Source organism: Pseudarthrobacter sp. NIBRBAC000502771, from assembly GCF_006517215.1.
Taxonomy (GTDB): Bacteria; Actinomycetota; Actinomycetes; order Actinomycetales; family Micrococcaceae; genus Arthrobacter; species Arthrobacter niigatensis.
Window position 1 is genome coordinate 3384100 of record NZ_CP041187.1, and the last position, 23606, is coordinate 3407705.

A 23606-nucleotide genomic window follows, 5' to 3' on the forward strand; every position below is an offset into this window, starting at 1 on the left:
CTCACGTGGGCTTGGTTTCAGAAGGTATTGTCCGCCGCAGTCGTGGCCGCTGCCATCATCGTTGGTGTGCAACTGGGCATGAACGGGCCCGCCGTTTCTCCCGTCCAGCCCGCAGTAATGGCAGGCGCCGTTACCCGCGGCGCCGCTGCTGTGGCTGGCCCTAACCAACAGGTAGAGCCCGGACCTGTCCGGGGAACGACACCACGTGGCGACAACCGGGGAAGGCGATAGGTAATAGGACTACTCAGAGCTATCCAAGACTCAACAACGCCCGTGGGCCGCAATAAGAAGAAGGAAGACAATGACTGCAGCAGCCGACCATTCCGGATCTGCCCGGCCCGGCGCTCCTGCAGGGGAAGTCAAGCTGAGCATATCTCCGGCCCTGGCGCTGTGGCTGATCATGGCAGGTGCGTGCGCCGTCGTGGCCCTGGCGGTCATCAAGGCTCCCCACCCGGTGCAGTTCAACCTTCCCCTCCTTGCCCACACGTCCGGTTTGCTTGCCGGCTACGGTGTAACCGTCATGGTGGCGCTAATGTCACGCGCACCTGCGCTGGAACGAGGCGTTGGTGCTGACCGGCTCTCCCGTTGGCATGGTTTGGGCGGCAGGGCAATCATCGCGCTCATACTCATTCACGGCATCGCCGCAACAGTAGCGTGGTCAACAGTTCAACGCATTCCGTTGTGGACCGCCACCGTGAACGTTCTCCATATGCCGGGCCTGGTTGCTGCCGCAGCCGGAACACTGCTGTTCCTGTCCGTTGGCTATATTTCTGCACGGAGCGTGCGCCGCAAGCTGAGGTACGAGACTTGGCACTTCCTACATCTGCTGACCTACCTGGCGATCGCGCTGTCCTTTTCCCACGAACTGGCCGGCCCAGACCTGGCCGGGTTGCCCTTTGTGCAGGTCGGGTGGAGCCTGCTGTACACCTTCAGCTTCGGCTTGGTGCTCCGGTACCGGGTTATCGCCCCGCTGACGCAAATGTGGCGGCACCGGCTTCGGGTAGATCACGTTGTCCACGAGGGAGCAGGCGTTGCCAGCGTCATCCTTCGCGGCCGCCACCTCGAGGAACTCCAGGCCGAATCCGGACAATTCTTCCGTTGGCGGTTCCTGACCGGAAACTTGTTGTTATCGTCCCACCCGTTCTCATTGTCAGCGCCACCCCACCCCCAATTCCTGCGGATAACCGTCAAAGCGGTAGGCGACGGCACCAGCCTGATCCATGCCGTGAGGCCCGGCACGATGGTCCTCGCCGCCGGCCCGTATGGTGCCATGACGAACGACCGGCGCCGAGGACGCGGAGTCCTCCTGATCGGCGGCGGTGTAGGCATCACGCCCATGCGGGCGCTCTTTGAAACGCTGCCCGTCCCCGGAAGCGCGCTGACCCTGCTCTACCGTGCGACCTCACCAGAGGAGATACTGTTCCGCGACGAACTCGAACACATTGCCCACCAGCGGGGCGCCCAACTGATCTTTCTGACCGGACGATCCTCAGACCCACGGAACGCGGTAACGGCCCACAGCCTCCGGCAGATGGTCCCGGACCTCACCTCCCGTGACGTCTACATCTGCGCGTCCCAAAGATTCTCCACCGCCGCGACAGCGGGATTAATCCAGGCAGGCCTGCCACGCAGGCAACTCCACCACGAAGAATTCAATTTCTAGACCACACCCCGTTGACGGGCAATCGCCGCTGTCAAAGGCCCGACGGCTAAGTCATGCTCAAAGAAGAAAACTGGTCCTCTCCAAGCAGCTTCTTCGGCTACACGGCGGCCTTGAGGGGGACGGGCACCAGCCCTTGGAGTTCCTCGAGGGTGCAGCCGAAGGTCTCCCGGACGCTGACGCCGTCCGGGCCGGTGAGGAACACTCCCTTGTCCGTGTAGACCCGGGTGACGCAGCCGACGCCGGTGACCGGGTAGGTGCAGGCGTCCACGATCTTGGAAGCACCTTCGCGGGTCAGGAGGGTCATCATCACGAAGACGTCCTTGGCGCCGGTAGCCAAGTCCATGGCACCGCCGACGGCGGGAATCGCCCCGGGTGCCCCGGTGTGCCAGTTCGCCAGGTCCCCGGTGGCGGAGACCTGGAAAGCACCCAGGACGCAGATGTCCCGGTGGCCGCCGCGCATGATCACGAACGAGTCCGCGTGGTGGAAGTAGGACGCGCCGGGCAGTTCAGTGACGGGGATCTTGCCGGCGTTGATCAGGTCCTCGTCGATCTCCCCGCCCTTGGCTTCCAGGCCCATGCCGAGCATCCCGTTCTCCGTGTGGAGGGTGATGTTCTGTTCCTCGGTGAGGTAGTTGGACACCAGGGTGGGCTGGCCGATGCCCTCGCCCGGGACCAGGTCGGTCCCGGGGACAGGGGCGACCAGGTTATCGTAGAACCCCTCATCCCAGGCGGCAGCGGAAAGGTTATGCGAGGCAGGGTCATGTCCCCGGGCCTGGCGGGAAGGGATGATCGCGGCATCCAGCGAAGGGCCGCAGACCCGGTTCACCGTGCACAGGATCGAGACCGGCAGCCCGGCCAACAGCGTGCCCATCCGCGCGACGTTCCGGTTCTCCTCGCCCGCGTTCGCGTTGCGGAACTCATCGATCCGGTCCACATCGAGTCCCGGTGCACGCTGCAACGATTCCCTGATCACGTGCGCCGCAAGGTCATCCGGCCGGACGGCCGCGAGGCCCGAGCCGAACTTGCCAATAGGGGTGCGCACGGCGTCGTACACAATGTTTGATTAATGGCTTTTGTCCCGTTTGTTGCCCTGGTGGAGAAGAGGACGGGTCGGCAGCGGCGTCCGAACGCGCGCCTTATTTGGCGGGGACCGTTGGCAGTTCGAGCATCGTTTGCAGGTATTTGGCTTGTGCTGCGTGGGAGGAGAGGAAGGACACAAATGACTCCGCCTCCGCTGGCCTTGTGGAACTGGCGCTGACTGCCGCGGAGAATTCTGTGTAGTGCTGCAACTCGGATGGCAGGGGACCGACGATGTGGGCCTGGGGTACGAACAGCAGTTCGCTGAGCTGCTGGATGGCTATATCCGCGGTGCCGTCAACTACGGCTTCGGCAACGTAACCCTTTTTGACGACGGTGGCACGGGAGCCCACTTCTTCGTTCAGGCCCAGGTCTTCCAAGAGAGTCTCGAAGTACGCCCCGCTGGCCCCGGTGCCGGAGTAGGCTACAGACTTCGCTCCGCGGATGGTCTTGATGAAGGACTCCGCCGTCGAAATGTCAGGGGCTGGAGCGTCGTCTTTGACGGCGACACCGATGCCTGCACGAGCTACAGATGTCAGTGTGCTGCCGTCGATTATCGGGCCCAAGGATGCGAACGAACCGCTGACTGCGATCATCACGTCGAACGGTTCACGAGCTTCTATGCGTCCAAGCAGCTGGCTGGTTGGCTCGAAGACAGCCCTAACCTCGACTGCCGTTTCCTGCTGGAACAGATCGATGACTTCGTCGAGGGCCTTTTTGACGGCCGGGGAGCTAAAGACTTTCACTGGGGTTCGTTTCTTTCTCGTGGTGCTTCTCATTGCGGGAAGGTGCCGAGCGACCCCGGATGCTCAGCTGCCTGTTAGCCCTTTACGCGCCTGGAACTGAGACAGCGGCACCGCGAATCCGCGGGCAGCCGGGGATTCAGGAAGAAGATCCTGCATCATGATCATGTGCCGTTCCCCGTAGACGGTGTCGATGATCCATACGACACCTAGCTCGGGTGCAGCTTCCACGACAGTTCCGTGGAGGCGCTGCTGTTGGTCGGCCCATGTGACGACGTCGCCTTCGCTGACAGTCCAGGCCCATTTACCGGTTGCCATGTTTTCCTTGATCCGGGGGCTGCCTGTTGCGGCAATATTCGCCGGTGAGGGCGGGCAGCCACAGGCGGTGCAACTAAATAATGTGGCGTTCATTTGGGGGTTCGCATCCGCGGCGCGAACCCCCAATCTTGGGGTGTTAGAGCTCGACGACGCTCACGGTCTTGCCTGTGATGGCGGATTCCGCTGCTGCGTTCGCCAGGATCAGGGCTGATACTCCGTCAGCGAAACTCGGCGAGGCGGGTGCTCCGGTCCGGATGGAGTTCGCGAACGCATCCAGTTCTGCGTAGTAGGCCTGCGGGTAGCGTTCGAGGAAGAAGGGCAAATAGGCATCTGCTTCTTCTGTGCCTTTTGCGCCGGATCTGCGGACAGTCGTGGGGGCGACGTTGGCCGCGGAAAGCATGCCGTCCGGCCCGAACGCTTCCAGCCGCTGGTCGTAGCCGAAGGCGCAGTGGCGGGAATTCGTGATGGTGATGAGCTCTCCTTCGCTGCCGCGAAGAGTCACTACGGCGGAATCGAAGTCGTTAAGCTCTTCGATGTCTTTGCTGAAGACGTTGGAGGCCACTGCGGACACTTCGACGATGTTCGGGACAAAGGAACGGGCCATATCCAGATCGTGGATTGTCATGTCCCTGAAGATGCCGCCAGATCCGGCGATGTAGTCGCGCGGGGCCGGCTCGGGGTCGCGGCTGGTGATGGTCAGCTGTTCCAGCTTGCCAATTTCTCCTGCTTCCACCCTGGCCCGCACAGCAGCGAACGAGGGATCGAAGCGCCGGTTGAATCCGAGCATGATGGGGACGGTGGAGTCTTTTATCTGTTCGCGGCATGCAAGGACGGTGTCAATGTCCAGGTCGATGGGCTTTTCGCAGAGCACGGCGAGGCCACGGTCAACCGAGCGGGAAATGAGGTCCACGTGGGTGCTGGTGGGCGAACCAATGATGACCCCGTCCAGGCTGGTGTCGGCAAAGACTTCTTCGGGGTCCTGCACAGCGCGCGCGCCGGTGCTTTCCGCCAAACGGCGTGCCCCTTCAATGAAGGGGTCTGCGATCAGGACGAGATCGATGTTCGGGTGGGCTGCGATGTTGCGTGCGTGTACCTGCCCAATGCGGCCGGAGCCGAAAAGGGCCAGACGCAGGCGCTGGTCATTAGACATGGTGTGGTCTTTCAGAGGTGGGAATCGGTTTTACACCGACGCGGTTAGAGCTGGTCCGTGCACGGCGACCCATGCACGATGCTGGTCAACGTGCGTTTACAGTGCTCGTAAAGCAGTTCATGGCGGTCTCGTAAGCCCGCTTGAGGCCCTCGGCAACGGGGAGGCTGCGGTGTTCGGCGGAGATGATCTCCACACCCCAGGGGCCCTTGTACCCGGCTTGGAGTGTTCGTTGGATGAATGTACGGGTTTCGAAGTCGCCCTCACCGCAGTAGGCGCGGTTGTTGATGGTGTCTTCGAAGATTGTGCCAACGACGTCCTTGTAACCATCGTCGATCTCAACGGCGAAGACGCGGTCCATGGGCACGACGTCCCAGAGGTCGTCGTGGGAGAGGCCGGACCTGTGGGTGTGCCAGATATCAATCATGAGTCCCGCAGCCGGGCTGTCGGAGCTGGTCACGACTTTGACCGCTTCCTGCGCCGTGCGCAGGTGTGAGAAGGGTGTCGCTTCGAGGGCGAGCCGGACACCGGATTCAGCGGCTTCGTCCGCCAGGTCGGAGAACGCGCTGGCCATTGTCGACAGCGGCAGGGGGCTGTCCGTCATGCCGGCGCCGACCTTGATGTGCCGGGCACCGAGGGCCTTGGCGGCCTCGAACAGCTCCGCGCGCTGGATATCGGATTCGGCCCGCTCGGCTCCCGTGGCCCACCAGCCGTTCAGGAATTCGACTTCGATGATGCCGATCCCTGCCTCACGGATCATACGCCCCAGCTCGGCGTAGCCGATGGTCCGGCGTGCCTGCAGCAGATCATGATGTACCAGACCGATGCCTGACCACCCGGTCTGCGCTATGAGGTTGATGCGCTCCTGAATCGGGATAGGGCTGGTTTCGTCCGGGCGTCCGGGGGCGGTATCCCCGGCGCTCACCCAGCAGGTGGCTATCAGCTGCGGGGGGTTGTTCGTTTCGTTGGTCATGCAGTCTCGACCTCCATGGATGCTCCCTGTTCCTTCTCTGAGCGATAGCAGGCGTCGACAATCCGTGCGACAGCCAGCGCGTCGGCGACCGGAGCGACTACCGGGGCGCCGGTGCGGATGCTGTCGACCCAGCCGCGCATTTCCGGGTGGAAGTTGCTGATGTTTTCCAGTTCAGGCAGTTCGGAGAACTTGTTCAGTTCGGTGCGGGCGAAAGGTGGAGTGAAGTAGCTCTGGGTCCACTCGGTCCAGCCGGCGCGCCAGCCGGCCCGGTCCTGGTCCACGTAGACGCGCAGCTTTTGAGGCAGAATGCCGATCTCCAGCATCCCGCCGGTCCCGTACACGGAGATGCGGGAGCTCTCGAACCACTCAAGGTGGTCGTGTCCGTCGAAGCTGAAGGTCACGGACTTGTCCGGGTAGTTGAGCAGGACGGCTGCGGAATCTTCCCGGCTCGACTCGTCGGACAGCCGGCCGGATTTGTGGACGCGGGCATTGACCGAATCGGGTGCGCCGAACATGTGCACCAGGGAGTCAAGCATGTGGCACCCGATGATCCACAGTGCGCCTCCCATGTCCGCGGGCTGGTTCAGGTGGGCGGTCAGGTGCTCGCCGACGAGGGCAGCGCCGCGGGCGGAGACGGAAACCACCTCGCCGATGACCCCGGCGTCGATGAGTTCCTTGGCTTCTGCGATGGATTGGGCGAGTCGGACGTTGTAGCCGACCTGAACCACCAGCCCGGGAGCGGCCTCGGATTCGGCCTCGGCCAGCTGAATGAGATCCTCCACTGTGCCCCCGCCCGGCTTTTCGACGACAACGGACTTGCCCGCGGCCAGTGCGCGCACCGCGTGGGGGACCATGTCCTTGCTCTTGGAGTGAACCATGATCGCGTTGATGCGCTCGTCCTGAAGCAGAGCCTCAATGTTGCGGGGCTCCATGCCGTACTTATCGGTGAAGTACTGCAGCCGCGGGTCGTCGTCCGCGGCCGCAACCACTTCCACCCCTTCAATTTCGCGCAGGGCACGGACCCGGGCAGATGCGTGTGGGTGTGTGATTCCCAGAAGTCCTACGACAATCGGTTTCAACGCATTGGCTCCTTCGACTGAGCACCTGATCGGTGCGTTTGGTGGCTTTGATGGGGCGGGCAGCGGTGCTCCGCGGATCAATAAGATTGAGTATTCAGTGTCACCTAGTGGACAACATGTCCACAGCATTTCACGTAGGGGGCCGCGGGTCAAGCTATGACGTGTGACACATCCGCGTCTTTCTTTGATGCTGTGGGCGGTGCCCCGAGATAGTCCGACAAAGCCCTGGTTCCCCGCAGGAGGAGGTCGACGATGGGCTCTTCGCCCTCAGGCCGGTTAAGCATGCCCTCCCGGAGTCCGCTGATGGACAGGGAAGCCGCAACCTCGCCGCGGTGGTCGAAGATGGGGGCTCCGATGGCGGCGATGCCCGGAGTGACGTTGTTGTCACTGATCACGAAGCCCTGGTCCCGGATGTGCTCCAGCCCGGAGTAGAACTCTGAACGGGACCGGACGTCTCGCCAGGGTTCGCCGCTGCTGGCGACGATTGCGGCATATTCGTCCCACGCGGCGCGGTCTTCGAACGCCAGCAGTGCCCGCGGCGCGGCGCCGACATGCAGGGGAAGCGACTCCCCCAGTTTGAGGACCCGGCTATTGACCCTGATGCCGTCGATGCGCTCAATGCAGACCGCCCTGGTGCCGCGTCGAATGCACAAGAAGGTCGTCTCCCCTGTTTTGGCGTGGATTTCGTGCATGATGGGAGCGGCAGCCCGGCGGATATCCAGACGTCGGGTGAGCTCGCCCGACAGCGCCAGCAGCTTGCTTCCCACCCGGTAAGCGCCGCGATGGCCAATCTGCTCCACCCAGCCGGCTTCCGCCAAGGTGGCCAACATTCGGTAAATGGAGCTGGGGGGTTCTTCGAGCAGCTCGGTCAGCCGGGTTGAAGTTGCAATGCGTTCTTCGGCCAGGGCTGACATCAGCGCGCTTGCCTTTGCGATGACGGCCGGAGCGCGGGGAGAGTCCCGCTCCGATCCCTCGGGGGGCTCGATGCGGGGTAATTCCTTCCCGTCGTTCGGGTCTTCCTGGGACATGGAGGAAGCGATCGCATGGGCTGCTTTGTTCAGAATCCCTCGTGCCGCATCCTCGTGGCCCAGGACATTGCCGCGGAGTCCTGCGACCGATAGAGCACCCAGCAGGCTGCCATCCTGCCGGAATACCGGAACAGCGATTGAAGCGACCCCTTCGATGACCTCACTGTCCTCGACGCTCCATCCACGCTCGATGGTCTGTTCAACCCTTCCCCTCAACTGCTCACCTGTCAGCGGCGTACGGGAAGCGATACCGGGATAAGGCGCCGAAGCGAACACGCCCTCCCGGAACTCCTGGGCCCCAAAGGCCAGCAGCGCCTGCGATGCGGCCCCGGCGTGGAGCGGAAAGGTGCGCCCGGGCGCCAAATCGTGCAGGTCGACGTCGGCGCCCTGGATCTGGTCCAGGCAGACCGCTCCGTTCTCACGCGGGACACAAAAATAGGCGCTCATGCCCAACTGCCCTCGGATCCAGCGGAGCTGTTCGCGCAGCTCTGCACGATCCACAAGTGCGTCGGCCGCTGCGTCCCCCAGCTTGAGTATTCCGGTGCCCAGCTCAAGCTTGCCGTCACCGGTGGGCCGCACGAGTTTTTCCTGCTCCAGCGCAGCGACGATCCTGTACACGGTGGGCCGGGGTTCGGACACGACCTTGGCCAGTTCCGCCGGCGTTGAATGGCCAATCCTGGCCAATTCATCGATTACCTGGCTGGCCTTCTTTAAAAGCTGAATGGTGTTCACCAACCGCCTCTTTCCTGACCCATTGGGGCCTCTAGCATCCGCATAACTACCTTCGCGCAGATGTGCTGCATATGACCACCTGGGCCAGTGACGGCCACCCGGAACAGGTGCGCCGCATAGTCCAAAGCGTGGTGCCTACGAATGTAATTTGGAACACCACTAGCCTTCTTAGCTGGTACTGTGCGAACATGGTGTCCATTGTACGGCACCAAGTGCTCGCAATCACATCTAATTTTCAGGCGCGGCGGTCATGCCGACGCAGAACTGGCGCCCTAGCGTCACGCGGCTCTCCAAAGGAGGAGAACGGTGTTTAAAAAGATCTTCTTGTTCGCTGCAACGGCAGTGACGTCACTGGTACTTGCTGGTTGCGCGGGGGCCGGGGCCGGTGGTGGCGCTGGCGCGGCCAGCGCTCCCAAGGCCCCCGCTGACACCCGAATCGGCGTATCACTGCCCAGCCAAGACGAAGAGCGGTGGATCACGGACGGAAAGGCCATCAAGGACGGTCTTGAAAAGGCCGGCTACCAGGTTGACCTTCAGTACGCGAACAATGACATCCCCACCCAGCAGCGTCAGGTGGACCAGATGATGACCAAGGGTGCGAACCTGTTGATCCTGGCTCCGCTCGATGGAACAGCGTTGGCCCCTCAGCTGCAGCAGGCGGCCGGCTCGAAAATTCCGATCGTTTCTTACGACCGGTTTGTTCGAAACAGCCCCAACGTGAATGTCTACGTCACGTTCGACAACTTCAAGGTCGGGGCTCAACAGGCCACGTCGCTGCTGATTGGGCTGGGTGTGCTCAATAAGGACGGTTCCGAAGGGTCGGCAAAGGGGCCTTTCAATATCGAGCTCTTCGGCGGATCGCTGGATGACAACAACGCAACCTTCGTCTTCAACGGCGGCATGTCTGTTCTGCAAAAGTACATCGACAACGGCACACTCGTGGTGAAGTCGGGGCAGAACAAGCTCTCACAGGTGGCCACCGAAAACTGGTCACAGCAAAAGGCGCAGGAGCGCATGGACAACCTCCTGACCGCCGGCTACAACGGCGGCGGCGCCAAGCTGGATGGTGTCCTCACCCCCAACGACAACATCGCCCGCGGCGTCATCACGGCACTTCGGAACGCCGGCTACGGACCGACGCTGTCGTCACAGCCCAAACCGATGCCTGTCACCACCGGTCAGGACGCCGAGGTGGCCTCGGTGAAGTTCATCGATGACAATGTCCAGTTCTCAACTGTGTTCAAGGACACCCGCGCCTTGGCCGCCCAGGCTGTAAAAGCAGCTCAGGACCTACTGGCCGGAAAAGACCCTGAGATCAACGACACCAAGTCGTACGACAACGGGTCCAAGATCGTCCCGTCGTTCCTCGTACCGATCCAGCCGATCTACAAGGACAACATTAAGACCGCCCTGATCGATTCCGGCTACTACACCCCTGAACAGGTCACAGCCGGCCGCCTCAAGTAAGTGCCTCCGGGAGGGGCGCACAGTGCCCCTCCCGGTCCCCTTCTCCCCTACAAGACCGATAGGACGGCGTGCCAATGGCCGACCACATCCTGGAAATGCAATCAATCACCAAGACCTTCCCCGGCGTTAAAGCACTGTCCGGCGTTTCACTGGCCGTGGAACGCGGAGAGGTCCACGCCATCTGCGGCGAGAACGGTGCAGGGAAGTCCACCCTCATGAAGATTCTCTCCGGCGTCTACCCCGCCGGAAGCTATGGCGGCGACATCCTGTTCAAGGGCCAAACGTGTTCCTTCTCCGGCATCCGGGATTCGGAGCATGCCGGCATCGTAATCATCCATCAGGAACTGGCCCTTGTGCCTGACCTGTCGATCGCCGAGAACATTTTTCTGGGCAATGAGCGCCGTGGAGCTTCAGGACTGATCGACTGGCACAAGACGAACGCCGAGGCGGCCCAACTCCTCGCCTCCGTCGGTCTGCGGGAAGAGCCGACCACCCCTGTGGGTCAGCTGGGCGTTGGCAAGCAGCAGCTGGTCGAAATCGCAAAGGCTCTGTCCAAGGAAGTGCAGCTGCTCATCCTCGACGAGCCGACCGCTGCGCTCAATGACAATGACTCCGCCCACCTGCTTGATCTGGTCCGGGCGCTTCGCGGCCGCGGCATCACCTCGATCATCATTTCGCACAAACTCAATGAGATTGAAGCGATTGCCGACCACACCACCGTCATCCGGGACGGGAAGACCGTGGAAACCCTGGACATGGCGGATCCCGACGTCAACGTCGACCGCATTATCCGCGGTATGGTCGGCCGGGATCTCGAAGCGTTCTACCCCGACCGTGATTCGAACCCGGGAGAGGTCGTTCTCCGTGTGGAGGACTGGACGGTCAAGCACTCCACGCAGGACCGCCTGGTCGTCGATGGGGCGAGCTTTGAAGTCCGCGCCGGAGAGGTCATCGGCATTGCCGGGCTCATGGGCGCCGGCCGCACCGAATTGATGATGAGCCTGTTCGGCCGCTCCTACGGACGGTACACCTCAGGCAAAATCTTCATGCACGGCAAGGAGATCCAAACCCGATCCGTCGCGGCGGCCATCGAAGCACGGATCGCCTACGCCACCGAAGACCGCAAAGCCTTCGGCCTTAACCTCATCGATGACATCGCCCGCAACATTTCAGCCGCAGCATTGGGCAAACTGGCGAGTTGGGGATTCGTCAACCACCACGAGGAAGCCCGCGCCGCCGAGTTCGCGATGAAGTCGATGAACATCAAAGCCCCTAACGTGAAATCGATCGTCGGCAAACTCTCCGGCGGGAACCAGCAGAAAGTCGTGCTCTCAAAGTGGTTGCTCACGGACCCCGAGGTACTGATCCTGGACGAACCCACCCGCGGCATCGATGTCGGAGCAAAATACGAAATCTACACCCTCATCAACAGCTTCGTGGACGCCGGGAAGGCAGTCGTGGTCATCTCCTCGGACCTGCTCGAACTGCTCGGCACCTGCGACCGCATTTACGCGCTTTCCGCAGGCCGGATCACCGGACAACTGCCAAAGGCCGAAGCCTCCGAGGAACGCCTCATGACACTCATGACCAAAGAGAAGGAACTCACAGCATGACAGTGACAGCCCCCCGGGGATCTCAAAGGAAAGATGCGCCTGCCGCAGCAGCTGTGGTCAATACCGGAACCAGCGAAATCCGAGAGCTGTTCACCCGTAATCTGCGTACCAGCGGCATCTATGTCGCGCTCGTGGCGATCGTGGCCCTGTTCGCCGCACTCACCGGCGGCGCCTCGCTGGGACCCGGAAACATTACCAACATCGTCCTGCAATACTCCTACATCCTGATCCTGGCGATCGGCATGGTCATCGTGATCATTGCAGGGCACATCGATCTGTCTGTGGGTTCCGTCGTCGCCCTGACCGGCGCGGTTTCGGCGACCGTCGTGATCCAGCACGGCCAACCGTGGTGGGTCGGCGTCGCGGCCGCCCTCGCCACAGGTCTGGCGATAGGAGCCTGGCACGGTTACTGGGTCGCCTACGTCGGCATCCCAGCGTTCATCGTCACCCTCGCAGGCATGCTCCTCTTCCGCGGCCTGACACTGGTCGTTCTCAACAACGTCTCCCTCTCCCCCTTCCCCGCTGACTACGGCCAGATCGCTTCGGGCTTCCTCAACGGCCTCCTGGGGGGCGCCGGATATGACGTCTTCACACTCCTCATCTTCGCCATCGCCGTGATCGGCTACGCCTCCAACCAGTACCGGACCCGCAAGACCCTGATCGGTTACAACCAGGTCGTCCCGTCATTTCCGTTGTTTATCGCCAAAATCCTTGTGATCGCCATCGCAGTCATGGTCTTCGCCTGGCAGCTGGCCATCGCCCGCGGCATGCCGGTCGTGTTGATCATGCTGGCCATCCTCATCATGGTTTACAGCGTCATCATGCAGCGAAGCGTCTTCGGCCGTCAGGTCTACGCCATCGGCGGCAACCGCGTCGCCGCAGCCCTGTCCGGCGTCAAGGTCCGCAGCGTCAATTTCTGGATCTTCGTGAACATGGGCTTCCTCTCCGCCGTGGCCGGTATCGTCTACTCCTCCCGCTCCAACGGTGCACAGCCTGGCGCCGGCAACATGTTCGAACTCGACGCCATCGCTGCAGCGTTCATCGGCGGTGCGGCCGTTACCGGTGGCGTCGGGAAAGTCGTCGGAGCCATGGCTGGTGGTCTCATCATGGCCGTGATGAGCAACGGAATGCAGCTCATGGGAATCGACCAGTCGGTTCAGTCCGTCGTCAAGGGCCTGGTCCTGATGCTTGCCGTCGCGTTCGATATCTATAACAAGCGCCGCGCCGGTTCCCGCTGACCGTTCCCCGCACTAGAGAAGCCCCGCGTGAAATGAACCGTTACGCGGGAAACAACCTCCAAAGGAGTCCCAACTGATGACCCACCAATTCGTATACGAAGCCCTCCCGATGCGCGTGCGCTTCGGTGTCAACTCCCTCTCGACACTGCCGGAGGAACTCGACCAGATCGGACTAAAGCGCGTACTGGTCCTCTGCTCTCCCGAACAGGAAGACACCGGCCACCGAGTGGCCCAGGCACTAGGCGACCGCTGCGTTGGCGTTCTCCCGGAAGCTGTCATGCACGTCCCCAATGAGGTCGCCCAGCGGGCCAGCGACGAAGCATCCCGGGTCGGGGCCGACGGCTGCGTCGCCGTCGGCGGCGGTTCTGCGATCGGACTCGGCAAAGCAATCGCCCTTAAGCACGGACTCCCCATCGTTGCCGTGCCCACCACGTACGCCGGCTCAGAAATGACCCCTGTGTGGGGACTGACGACTAACGGGCGCAAGGAAACCGGAAAAGACCCACGAGTACTGCCCCGCAGCGTCGTTTACGATCCCGAGCTCACAGCGACACTGCCAGCCTCCATGTCGGTGACCAGCGGCATCAACGCCATCGCCCACGCCGTGGAAGCCCTCTACGCCCCGGACGCAACGCCAATCATCTCGCTGATGGCCGAAGAAGGCGTCAGGGCCCTCGCCACGGCGCTGCCCGCCATCGTCGCAAACCCCTCGGACCCAGACGCCCGCAGCAACGCTCTCTATGGATCCTGGCTGTGCGGTGCCTGCCTGGGAGCCACCACGATGTCGCTGCACCACAAGCTCTGCCATGCACTCGGCGGAACCCTGAACCTGCCGCACGCTCAAACGCACACCGTCGTCCTCCCCCACGCCCTTGCCTTCAACCAGCCCGCCGCTCCTGAAGCGACTGCTGCCTTGTCACGGGCGCTCGGCGGCGCGGCCGATCCTGCCGAGAGGCTGTGGCAGATCGCTGGGGAACTGAATGCCCCCCGGTCCCTGGCCGAGCTGGGCATGAAGGAAGAAGACATCGACCGTATCGCCGAAGAAGTGACAAGCCGCTCCTACGGGAACCCCCGCCCCATCACCTACGACGACGTGCGGGGCATCCTGCATGCAGCATGGGCCGGCAAGCCGCCGAGCGCCAACCCAACCGTCTAACCCTGAAGGACTACGCCCTCCCAGCATTGGAGGGCAGTCACTCGCGGAGCCACGTGGAGCAGGACCCTTGCTCATGGGTTCACCACAGGAGGGTCCTGCTCCGGCCCGTCCCACACATTGCCAAACAAACTAGGAGGCAGACCTTGGTCGTCAACCGGACCATCGCCCCAGGAATCGCCGTATCACCCCTGGCACTCGGCACGAACGTCTTTGGCTGGACGGCTGACACCGAGACGTCGCACCAAGTCCTGGACGCCTACGTACAAGGTGGCGGCAACTTCCTGGACACCGCCGACTCATACTCGTTCTGGGCCGAGGGCAACACCGGCGGAGAGTCGGAAACGATCATTGGCAAATGGCTGGCCGGCAGATCCGACCGGGACGACCTCGTCATCGCCACCAAGGTAAGCCACCACCCGCAATTCGCCGGCATGGCTCCCGAGACGATCCGGGCAGCCATCGACGCCTCGCTGACCCGACTCGACATCGATGCCGTTGACATCTACTACGCACACTTCGACGACCCCACAACGCCCCTCGTCGAGAGCATCGCGGCCATGTCGGAACTCGTCGACCTAGGAAAGATCCGCTCGATCGGAATCTCGAACTACACAGCCGAACGAATCAAAGAATGGCTGGACATCACCATCCGTGAAGGCTTTCACCAGCCGGTCGTCGTCGAACCCCAATACAACCTCGTCGAACGAGGAATTGAAGCCGATATCCTTCCCCTGGCACGCACGCACGGCCTCGCCGTCGTCCCCTACTACTCCCTCGCCCACGGATTCCTGACAGGAAAATACGACGACGGCGAGGAGATCGCAAGCCCCCGCGCCCCGGACGCGGCAAAGTACCTCAACGCCCATGGCCGCAAAGTCATCGACGCGGTAAAGAGCGTCGCGGAAAGGCACTCCACCCAGCCCGCTTCTATCTCGCTGGCGTGGCTCGCCGCGCAGAACGGGGTCGCGGCACCCATCGCCAGCGCCCGCACCACCGACCAACTCCCACCCCTCGTTGAATCAATGCAGATCCAGTTGAGCACCAAGGATCTCCAGCTGCTCGACGAGGCATCGCAACTCTGAGTCCCTGCGCGCATACTCGACATCACGAACAACAGCGAGGAAATGACAATGTCCCAGCAAACCCGCGTCCCTGAAACCGAGAGCATCCGGGGTAGCCAGTACGTGTCGCAGGCACAACAAGACGTTGAGGCACAGCTTGTCCGCAACGTGCTGCGCTCCTTCGACGACTGCCAGGACCCGCGGTTGAAGCAACTAATGCAGTCACTCGTAATTCATCTGCACAACTTCATCCGCGAAGTCCGGCTCACAGAAGCTGAATGGAACAAAGCCATCGAGTTCCTCACTGCCGTCGGCCACATTACCGATGACCGCCGGCAGGAATTCATCCTGCTCTCAGACGTCTTCGGAGCATCGATGCAGACCATCAACGTCAACAACGAAGCCCACGGGGACGCGACCGAAGCCACCGTTTTCGGCCCCTTTTTCGTTGACGACGCGCCTCGCATCGAGAACGGCGGAGATATCGCCGGTGCCGCACCCGGCGAGCCTTGCTGGATCGAGGGAAGCGTAAGGGACACGGAGGGAAAGCCCGTGCCCAACGCCCGCATCGAAGTATGGGAAGCAGACGAAGACGGCTTCTACGATGTGCAGTACGACGACCAGCGCGTATCCGGCCGGGCACATCTCTACAGCGACGAAGACGGGAACTACCGCTTTTGGGGACTGACCCCCACGCCCTACCCCATTCCTCACGACGGCCCGGTAGGAGGGATGCTTGCAGCTGTGGGCCGCTCTCCCATGCGCGCTTCCCACCTGCACTTCATGGTCACCAAACCCGGCCTGAGGACGCTGGTCACCCACATTTTCGTCCGCGGGGACGAGCTGCTGAAATACGACACCGTGTTCGGAGTGAAGGAGTCCCTCATCAAGGACTTCGTTCAGCAGGAGGCCGGAACCCCAACTCCTGACGGTCGCCACCTTGGGGATCGCACCTGGGCCCGGACCCGCTTCGACATCGTTCTGGTGCCCACCGCCGATTAGGCGAACTGCCCGCCCGGGCTCGAAGTTTCCGGCGGATGCAATAACTGCACCCGCCGGAAACCCACGTTTTGTGGGCCGCCCGGGAGAATCACTACGACGTCTAACCCCAGGCGACCGATGTCAGTCAGCCAGCCTAGCCATTGGCACGAGGCATGCCGCGCAAACAGCGGTCGGCCCAATCCCCGGAAGGCGCCCGCAAGGGGATCCCATCAGCAGGCATTGCCGGGAACGCCCGGTGCCTCTATGAAGCGCCAGTTCCTAGAATGGGTGGGTGAACCTTTCGCATCCCGGCGCCCCGACAGGGCCGATGATTCGCGTGCACGGCGGATTCGCCAACCGGATGTACCGGCTCGACACCGATCAAGGGTCGTTCGCAATAAAGGAACTGAACCTCGTCGACCGCCGCTGGCCCTATCGCGTCGAGGACGTGTTCAGGTTTGAATGGGCGGCCTTCGCTGCCGGCATTCCGATGCCAGAGCCAATCTCGGCCAGCTACAACACGCTCGTGCACCGCTGGGTCGAAGGCGAAAAGGTGCCCGAAGCGCCCGTGTCGGCGGCGTACGCGTTTGAGATCGGCGAGATCCTCGCTCGCATCCATGCGCTCGGCGTCCCATGGACGAATGCATCGATCGAGGACCCGACGTCACATGACTGGTCCGAGCTCGCCGCGCGGGCGAAGGAAACCGGACAGCCTTGGGCCGACGAGTTCGCCTCTCGCGTCGAGACATTCCTCGCGATTGCCCACTTCGTCGACACCTGCGAACGGCCAGGCCCGGTCGTGCTGACCCATCGGGACATTCAACCGTGGAATCTGCTCGCTCGGGAGGGCCGGCCGGTGTTACTCGATTGGGAGCTCTCGGGGATGCTCGACCTGTCCAGTGAACTTGGCTCGACCGCGCTGAGCCTCGCAAAGGGACCCGGCTTGGAGGACATCAAGCCCGCCATTTTCCGCTCCGTTCTCGACGGCTATGTCGCGGGAGGTGGAGTGCTGCCGCCACCGGGGCCAAGCTGGTTCGTGTTCATGATCGGTGGCTGGTTGGGGCACACGAGGTGGAACATCCTCCGGTGCCTTGCCGGCGCCGAGGCGAGCACCGGCCCTGGCCTCGCGCTGTCGCACGAGTCCGTACGCAACGGATTGGACGGCCTCCCCGACCTGTTCTGGCGACTTGGAGAGCTCGAGACGCTGCTGCTGTGAGAGTGGCCTGTGTCCACGCTTGGTACGGGGCGTAAGGCGTTCCCGATGCCGTCCGGGCCGATAGTCGATGACCTGCGGCGCGCGGGCGGCCAGCACCTGCATCGAATCGGTCAGGCCACGGGAGGCGGTTTAGGAGTGCCCAAATGACCCGTTCGATTAGCCGGCCCATGGGGCATCGACAAACAGCGCCTCCACCGGCCGCAGAAAGGCAACTCACGGTTCGGTCCCTAGATCCCGCCCGTACCTCTGAACGTTCTGCAACCCTCCTGCAAATCGTGGTCCGTGTGGGCCGATACCTTGACCTCGGACTTGCATTTCGCAAGTATGAGCCACATGAGCCTCTTCATCACCTGCCCGGTTGAAAATATCGAGCGCGCGACCGCCTTCTACACCGCCCTGGGCTGGACCTTCAACCAAGAAATGTCCGGTCACAACGTTTCATGCTTCGCGATCGCGCCCGAGCAGTACGTCATGCTCGGCAGCCGAGAGATGTACGCGAGCGTCGGGGGCGCCGAAGAGCTGGTCGGCGGAACCGACACTCCTTCGAAGGTCACGGTCTCGTTCGACCTCGGCAGCCGTGAGGCAGTCGATGAGCTCACGGAACGCGCCGGCGCAGCCGGCGGGCGGATTGGTGACACCGACGACTACCCATTCATGTACCAGCGCCAGTTCGACGACCCCGACGGTTACCACTACTCGCCGTTTTGGATGAAACCGGACGCCGATCCGACCGAGTGAGCGACCTCGCCGCTGCCCTCGGCATCGTCGGAGCGCAGCGGGCCCTGCTCATCCTGGAGTGGCTGCTCGACGGGCCACATCGCTACGGCTTTGCGCGAGGCAATCGTCGCGCCAGCACACTGGGGTGGCGGGGAAGCGGCCTGGGTTATGGCGCGTAATCAAAATGCACTCCGGGGCTTTTATCCGGCAGATACCAGCCCGGCACCACCCTCGGGTGGGTTAAATCAGACTGGATAAAACCCGTTTCCCGCTCTCACGCAGATCGCTTAGCGGCCCTCAGAGTCTCACATCTGACAATGCGTCCACCACAGGCATGAACACTGAGGTCACGAGCTCGGCTTCGGGCGTTTGGCTCGGATCGTTGCGATAAATGTTGAAGTGGTGCGTCGCAAGGTCGTGATCTTCCCTTGCGGGCCGCAATCCGTTATCTGCGATATGCGCTGCTATCACGGCATGGGCCCGGGGAATCGCATCCGTGTACGGCCCGGTGACTGTAGCGGTCACCACGCGACGTGCTGGAAAGTGCAGCACGCTCAGTGGCTCCGCGGCCTCCGTATCGGGCGCTACTTCAAGGAAGACCGACTCGTCGACGTCATGCCCGCGGTATTCACCGTCATGCTCAATGCACCCGCCGGCGCCCGTGATGCGGATCCCTTGGGCCGAGATCTCCGGCATGAACCGGGCCCACAGTTCGCCCTCGGCAGTGTAATCGGGCACCCGGCCGCGAAGCGAGATGAGGGTTTGCTCGGGCAGATAAGTGAGTTGGGCAGACACGGCAGACATGGCGTCCTCCTGAAATTGTTGATCCAGCATTCGTTCAATGAGAGCTATCCGTCGCAGGGCGGCTGACGATTCCTCGGCAAGGGCAGCTCGCTGAGCGGACAGGGCTTGTGTATATGCGGGGGTCCCGCGGCCAGCAAGAAGCGCCCCTATGGCAGACACACTGAAGCCCACGTCCCTTAGCCGACGGATTTCGCTTGCCTCGCGGAGCTGGTCGTGGGAATACCAGCGGTAGCCATTGGCTTGATCGACAAAAGCCGGAGCGAGGACTCCGTTCGCATCGTAATGCCGCAACATCCTGACGCTGATCCTGCTGAGCGAGGAGAAGTGGCCGATGGGCATGAGCTTCGAGATATCGGTCATGCCTCTGATTCTCCGCGCTGACATCGTGTCAGAGTCCATCTTCTCGAGGACTCGTTTGTACCTTTTGCTTGGACCGACAGCCCAACACAATCCAGATGCAGCCCCTGCACGTAGTGGGCGACGGCGGACACGTTTAGAAAACCTTTGACACCAACAAACTAACGCGGGTAACTTAGATCACGCACCAAGGTAACGCGAGTTACTACAGGTAAGTGCAAACCACAGACTTCTGGAGCATCCAATGGCGGACACCGCCTCCCAAAGCCGGGCACGGAACCACTCAGGCATTGCTTCGCCAGGCGCTCACCCCACGCGATGAACCTGAGAGCACCCCGACTCCCGCAATTGCAGCCAGTTGATTTCGCGGCGCTCCCTTTACGCCAACACACGCCCGCTCCACAGGTCCGAGGACCTCAGCCACGGCCATGAAAAGAGAACAATGAACAGCGTCACCACCACCGTTGAGACCTACAGGCCGGCAATGCACTTCGCCGCCAAAGACACGTGGCTCAACGATCCGAACGGGCTTGTCTTCCACGAGGGCACCTACCACCTGTACTACCAGAACAACCCCTTCGGAAACGTCCACGCCAATATGTCCTGGGGCCATGCGACTTCTACCGACCTGGTCAGCTGGACGGAACAACCGGTAGCGATTCCCTGTGATGACGACGAGGAAATCTACTCCGGCAGCATCGTGGTGGACGCCGAAAACACCAGTGGATTCGGCGCGGACGGGAAGGCTCCCCTGGTGGCCATCTACACCAGCGCGTACAAGCCGGGCTCCCTCCACGAGGGCACGCAGGCGCAGTCCCTCGCGTGGAGCACGGACGGCGGATGCTCCTGGACGAAGTACGCCGGCAACCCGGTCCTGACCCGGAACTCGCCGGAATTCCGGGACCCCAAGGTCTTCCGCTACGACGGCCCTTCGGGCAGCTATTGGGTCATGGTGGCGGTGGAGGCCCATGATTTCACCGTCCTGCTCTACCGCTCACAGGACCTCAAGAGCTGGGAATATCTCAGCACCTTCGGCCCCGCCAATGGCACGGGAGGCATCTGGGAATGCCCGGACCTTTTTGTGCTGCCCCTGGACGGTGACTCCTCAGCCATGAAATGGGTCCTGACGGTGAACATGAACCCCGGGGGCCCCAACGGCGGGTCCGCAGGGCAGTACTTCGTGGGAGAGTTCGACGGCGTCACGTTCAGTTCCGAGACAACCCTCACCGAGGGGATGCAGGACCCTGAGCGCGTACCCGACTACCAGTGGCTGGACTGGGGCCGGGACTACTACGCCGCGGTCTCGTTCAGCAACGTCCCGGACGGCCGGCAGCTGATGATCGGCTGGATGAACAACTGGCAATATGCCAACCAAATCCCCACCTCGCCCTGGCGCAGCCCCATGAGCCTGGTCCGGGACATGTCCCTCGTTTCCGTGAACGGGCATCCCCGGCTCCTGCAGCACCCCGCACCGGAAGCGAGGGCAACTTCGACACCCGGTCCCGAGCAGCGGCTGGCCCTGAACGGCCCCGCAACTGTTGAGGGCGGCACCGCGGTACAGCTTATTGACGTCACCTTCTCCCCTGGTGACGCCGAGGAGTTCGGGCTTGTGGTCAGAGGGTCAACTGACGGGACGGTCGGGACACGGATCGGGATCCATCCCGGCGGCGGGGACCTGATCGTGGACCGCACCCACTCCGGCGACACCGACTTCCACGAAGCCTTCGCCTCCACCAGCCGCGCCCCCATTGCCGCGGCCAAGGACGGCAACTACACCCTGCAGATCTTCGTCGACCATTGCTCAGTGGAGGTCTTCGCGAACGATGGGCTCGTCTCGGTGACCGAACTGATCTTCCCGGATCCAGCCCAAACATCCCTCACTCTCTACTCCACCGGCGGCACAGCCGACGCTGTGCTCCAACTCACCAACTTCGAAAAGGATGATGCCTAATGGAATACCGCAAACTGGGAACCTCCGGCCTGTACATCAGTGAAATCGCCTACGGAAACTGGGTCACCCACGGCGAGCAGATCGTCCAGGCCGCTGCGACGGAATGCGTCAAACAGGCACTGGAGTTGGGCATCGACCACCTTCGACACTGCCGATGCCTATGCCGGAACCCGGGCTGAGGAAGCTTTGGGTGTCGCGCTCAAGGGAACACGCCGTGAAAGCGTGGAGATATTTACCAAGGCCTACTTCCCTACCGGGGATGGCCGGAACGACCGCGGCCTGTCCCGCAAACACGTCAGGGAGTCCATTAACTCGTCGCTCCGCCGGCTCCGGACTGACTACGTGGATCTCTACCAGGCGCACAGGTATGACTACGAGACCCCACTGGAAGAGACCATGCAGGCTTTTGCCGATATTGTCCGGGCGGGGAAGGCACACTATATCGGGGTGTCGGAGTGGACGGCGGACGAGATCCGCTCCGGCGTTGCCCTTGCCAGGGACCTTGGGGTCCAGCTCATCTCCAACCAGCCGCAGTATTCCATGCTGTGGCGCGTCATCGAACCGGAGATCGTTCCCCTGAGCGAGGAACTGGGCATTGGCCAGATCTGCTGGTCTCCGCTCGCCCAGGGCGTCCTCACCGGCAAATACACCCCCGGCGCGGCGGCCCCGGAACGCTCCCGCTTCCGAGGCGATAACGGCAAGCTGAAGAATGACCACCGCTTTCTAAGCGAGGACATCCTCATCCGCGTCCAGAAATTGAAGCCCCTGGCCGAAGAGACTGGACTGTCCATGGCGGCTTTCGCGGTTGCATGGGTACTGCAAAACCCCAACGTCTCGGCGGCCATCGTGGGAGCGTCCCGGCCCGAGCAGCTCGTGGACAACGTCCGTGCCGCAGGAGTGAAACTCGACCAGGAAATGCTCCTGAGGATCGATGACATCCTCGGCCCCGTCATCGAAAGAGACCCCGGGAAGGTCGAGTCCTTCAAGGACCGCCCCTAACAGCAGCGGCTGAAGAAACGTCTTGACACCGTTTAGTAACGCGGGTAACTTAGATCACAGCCCGAAAGTAACGCGAGTTACTAACCATAGATTCACCCAATTGCTTCCGTATTAGCACGGGCAACCCCAGTTCAATGAAGACCTCTGGAGCATTCAATGGCGAAGACCACCTCCCCCGACAAACCCGGCACCGCCCGGCAGCGTGGCGTCACCATGAATGATGTAGCCAAGCATGCCGGAGTATCCCGGACAGCTGTTTCATTCGTGCTGAACAACCGTGAAGACGCCAGCATCTCGGAGGAGACCCGCGTCCGCATCGCTGAGGCGGTTCAGGCTTTGGGCTACCGCCCAAATGCCGGGGCGAGGGCGCTGGCATCCCAGCGCAGCGATTGGTACGGGATCGTCACCGAGATCGTCACCGCCCCCTTCGCCGTGGACATCATCAAGGGTGCCCAGGACCAGGCCTGGAGTGACGGCCGGTTCCTCCTGATCGCCCCATCGGACCAGGGTGATGCGGCCGGCCCCAACCAGGGGATGGAGGATGCTGCTGTGGAGAAGCTGCTGGAGCAGCGGGTGGAAGGCCTGCTGTACGCCGCAACCCACCACCGTGGCGTCCATGTGCCCCGCAGCGCGCACGAAGTGCCCACGGTGCTCGTCAACTGTTTCGACCTGGACGGGAAGCTGCCCTCAATCGTCCCTGACGAACGCGCGGGCGGACGGGTCGCCGTCGAACGCCTCCTCACGGCCGGCCACACCAAGATCGGTGTGATCAACCTGGACCCCCGCATCCCCGCAGCTGTTGGGCGTTTGCAGGGAGTCCGGGAGGCCTTGGCCGACGCCGGCCTGGAGCTTGATCCGGAGCTCGTGGCGGCCGGGTATGCGACGGCAGACGGAGGCTACGACGCTGCCTGTCAGATCCTTGACCGGTACCCGGCCAGGGACCGGCCCACCGCCCTGTTTTGCCTCAATGACCGTATGGCCATGGGGGCTTACGACGCCATCAAGGAACGTGGCCTGGCCATCCCCGGTGACATCGCCGTGATCGGCTTCGACAACCAGGAACTCATCGCGGCCTACCTCAGGCCCAAGCTGACCACTGTTGCGTTGCCGTTCGAAAAGATGGGCGCTCTGGGAGTCCAGACGCTCGCCGCCCTTACAGCCGGACAGCCGATCACTGCCAATCAGCAGTTGGTCGACTGTCCGCTGTTAGAACGCTCTTCGGTCTGACCGCGAAATCAACGTCGAAGAGCAAAACCCCCACCCACCCTTCACCTTGCTGATGAAGA

At 62.4% G+C, this 23606-nt stretch carries 19 protein-coding genes and 2 pseudogenes; 12 read left to right on the plus strand and 9 right to left on the minus strand.

Features of this window, described 5'->3' with window-relative positions; all coding sequences use genetic code 11:
- Positions 1 to 301: 301 nt before the first annotated feature.
- On the plus strand, positions 302 to 1663 hold the full coding sequence (locus NIBR502771_RS15810) for a ferric reductase-like transmembrane domain-containing protein (RefSeq protein ID WP_210411238.1): 1362 nt from the start codon (positions 302 to 304) through the stop codon (positions 1661 to 1663).
- 97 nt (positions 1664 to 1760) lie between these two features.
- Here the strand turns inward: NIBR502771_RS15810 and NIBR502771_RS20995 are convergent, their stop codons facing one another.
- The 8 genes and pseudogenes from NIBR502771_RS20995 to NIBR502771_RS15845 form a co-directional block, all read right to left on the minus strand.
- The gene (locus tag NIBR502771_RS20995) at positions 1761 to 2534 is read right to left on the minus strand and encodes a CoA-transferase (RefSeq protein WP_371706655.1); all 774 of its coding nucleotides are present in this window, start codon (positions 2532 to 2534) and stop codon (positions 1761 to 1763) included.
- Positions 2514 to 2717, minus strand: a pseudogene (locus tag NIBR502771_RS21000) (3-oxoadipyl-CoA thiolase); the annotation flags it as partial. The gene NIBR502771_RS20995 and the pseudogene NIBR502771_RS21000, both read right to left, overlap by 21 nt.
- Before the next feature lie 82 nt (positions 2718 to 2799).
- Entirely contained in the window at positions 2800 to 3486 is a 687-nt protein-coding gene (locus NIBR502771_RS15820) for a substrate-binding domain-containing protein (protein WP_210411239.1), read from the minus strand.
- Positions 3487 to 3549: 63 nt separating this feature from the next.
- On the minus strand, positions 3550 to 3801 hold the full coding sequence (locus tag NIBR502771_RS15825; protein WP_141160593.1) for a hypothetical protein: 252 nt from the start codon (positions 3799 to 3801) through the stop codon (positions 3550 to 3552).
- A 136-nt stretch (positions 3802 to 3937) separates the two neighbouring features.
- Positions 3938 to 4951 (minus strand): inositol 2-dehydrogenase, encoded by a 1014-nt coding sequence (gene iolG, locus NIBR502771_RS15830; RefSeq protein ID WP_141160594.1) that lies wholly within the window; start codon positions 4949 to 4951, stop codon positions 3938 to 3940.
- 85 nt (positions 4952 to 5036) lie between these two features.
- Complete coding sequence (locus NIBR502771_RS15835) at positions 5037 to 5921, minus strand: sugar phosphate isomerase/epimerase (RefSeq protein WP_141160595.1); 885 nt, start codon at positions 5919 to 5921, stop codon at positions 5037 to 5039.
- Positions 5918 to 7000 (minus strand): Gfo/Idh/MocA family protein, encoded by a 1083-nt coding sequence (locus tag NIBR502771_RS15840; protein ID WP_210411240.1) that lies wholly within the window; start codon positions 6998 to 7000, stop codon positions 5918 to 5920. The genes NIBR502771_RS15835 and NIBR502771_RS15840 overlap by 4 nt, the downstream gene beginning before the upstream one ends.
- A gap of 149 nt (positions 7001 to 7149) precedes the next feature.
- Positions 7150 to 8760 (minus strand): IclR family transcriptional regulator, encoded by a 1611-nt coding sequence (locus NIBR502771_RS15845; protein WP_141160596.1) that lies wholly within the window; start codon positions 8758 to 8760, stop codon positions 7150 to 7152.
- A 306-nt stretch (positions 8761 to 9066) separates the two neighbouring features.
- Here NIBR502771_RS15845 and chvE point away from each other — a divergent pair, with 306 nt between their 5' ends.
- From chvE to NIBR502771_RS15885, 8 genes are all read left to right on the plus strand, one after another.
- A complete protein-coding gene (chvE, locus tag NIBR502771_RS15850; RefSeq protein ID WP_141160597.1) occupies positions 9067 to 10227 on the plus strand; it encodes a multiple monosaccharide ABC transporter substrate-binding protein in 1161 nt (386 codons plus the stop codon).
- Positions 10228 to 10301: 74 nt separating this feature from the next.
- Positions 10302 to 11840 carry a multiple monosaccharide ABC transporter ATP-binding protein gene (mmsA, locus tag NIBR502771_RS15855; RefSeq protein WP_141160598.1) on the plus strand — a complete coding sequence of 513 codons (1539 nt, stop codon included), beginning with the start codon at positions 10302 to 10304 and terminating at the stop codon, positions 11838 to 11840.
- Complete coding sequence (mmsB, locus tag NIBR502771_RS15860) at positions 11837 to 13078, plus strand: multiple monosaccharide ABC transporter permease (RefSeq protein ID WP_141160599.1); 1242 nt, start codon at positions 11837 to 11839, stop codon at positions 13076 to 13078. The genes mmsA and mmsB overlap by 4 nt, the downstream gene beginning before the upstream one ends.
- A gap of 76 nt (positions 13079 to 13154) precedes the next feature.
- Positions 13155 to 14234 carry a maleylacetate reductase gene (locus NIBR502771_RS15865; RefSeq protein WP_141160600.1) on the plus strand — a complete coding sequence of 360 codons (1080 nt, stop codon included), beginning with the start codon at positions 13155 to 13157 and terminating at the stop codon, positions 14232 to 14234.
- A gap of 143 nt (positions 14235 to 14377) precedes the next feature.
- Entirely contained in the window at positions 14378 to 15316 is a 939-nt protein-coding gene (locus NIBR502771_RS15870) for an aldo/keto reductase (protein WP_246839696.1), read from the plus strand.
- Positions 15317 to 15364: 48 nt separating this feature from the next.
- Positions 15365 to 16297, plus strand: coding sequence for an intradiol ring-cleavage dioxygenase (locus NIBR502771_RS15875; protein ID WP_141160602.1), 933 nt, complete (start codon positions 15365 to 15367; stop codon positions 16295 to 16297).
- Positions 16298 to 16568: 271 nt separating this feature from the next.
- Entirely contained in the window at positions 16569 to 17492 is a 924-nt protein-coding gene (locus NIBR502771_RS15880) for a phosphotransferase family protein (protein WP_141160603.1), read from the plus strand.
- Between the two features lie 333 nt (positions 17493 to 17825).
- Positions 17826 to 18230 (plus strand): VOC family protein, encoded by a 405-nt coding sequence (locus NIBR502771_RS15885; protein WP_141160604.1) that lies wholly within the window; start codon positions 17826 to 17828, stop codon positions 18228 to 18230.
- Positions 18231 to 18506: 276 nt separating this feature from the next.
- Here NIBR502771_RS15885 and NIBR502771_RS15890 read toward each other — a convergent pair whose 3' ends face one another.
- Complete coding sequence (locus NIBR502771_RS15890) at positions 18507 to 19373, minus strand: GyrI-like domain-containing protein (protein ID WP_168225749.1); 867 nt, start codon at positions 19371 to 19373, stop codon at positions 18507 to 18509.
- A gap of 439 nt (positions 19374 to 19812) precedes the next feature.
- Between NIBR502771_RS15890 and NIBR502771_RS15895 the strand changes: the two genes are divergently transcribed.
- From NIBR502771_RS15895 to NIBR502771_RS15905, 3 genes and pseudogenes are all read left to right on the plus strand, one after another.
- Entirely contained in the window at positions 19813 to 21321 is a 1509-nt protein-coding gene (locus NIBR502771_RS15895) for a glycoside hydrolase family 32 protein (protein ID WP_141160606.1), read from the plus strand.
- Positions 21321 to 22320, plus strand: a pseudogene (locus NIBR502771_RS15900) (aldo/keto reductase family protein). The gene NIBR502771_RS15895 and the pseudogene NIBR502771_RS15900 overlap by 1 nt, the downstream one beginning before the upstream one ends.
- Before the next feature lie 156 nt (positions 22321 to 22476).
- Positions 22477 to 23547, plus strand: coding sequence for a LacI family DNA-binding transcriptional regulator (locus tag NIBR502771_RS15905; RefSeq protein WP_141160607.1), 1071 nt, complete (start codon positions 22477 to 22479; stop codon positions 23545 to 23547).
- The last annotated feature ends 59 nt before the right edge of the window (positions 23548 to 23606 follow it).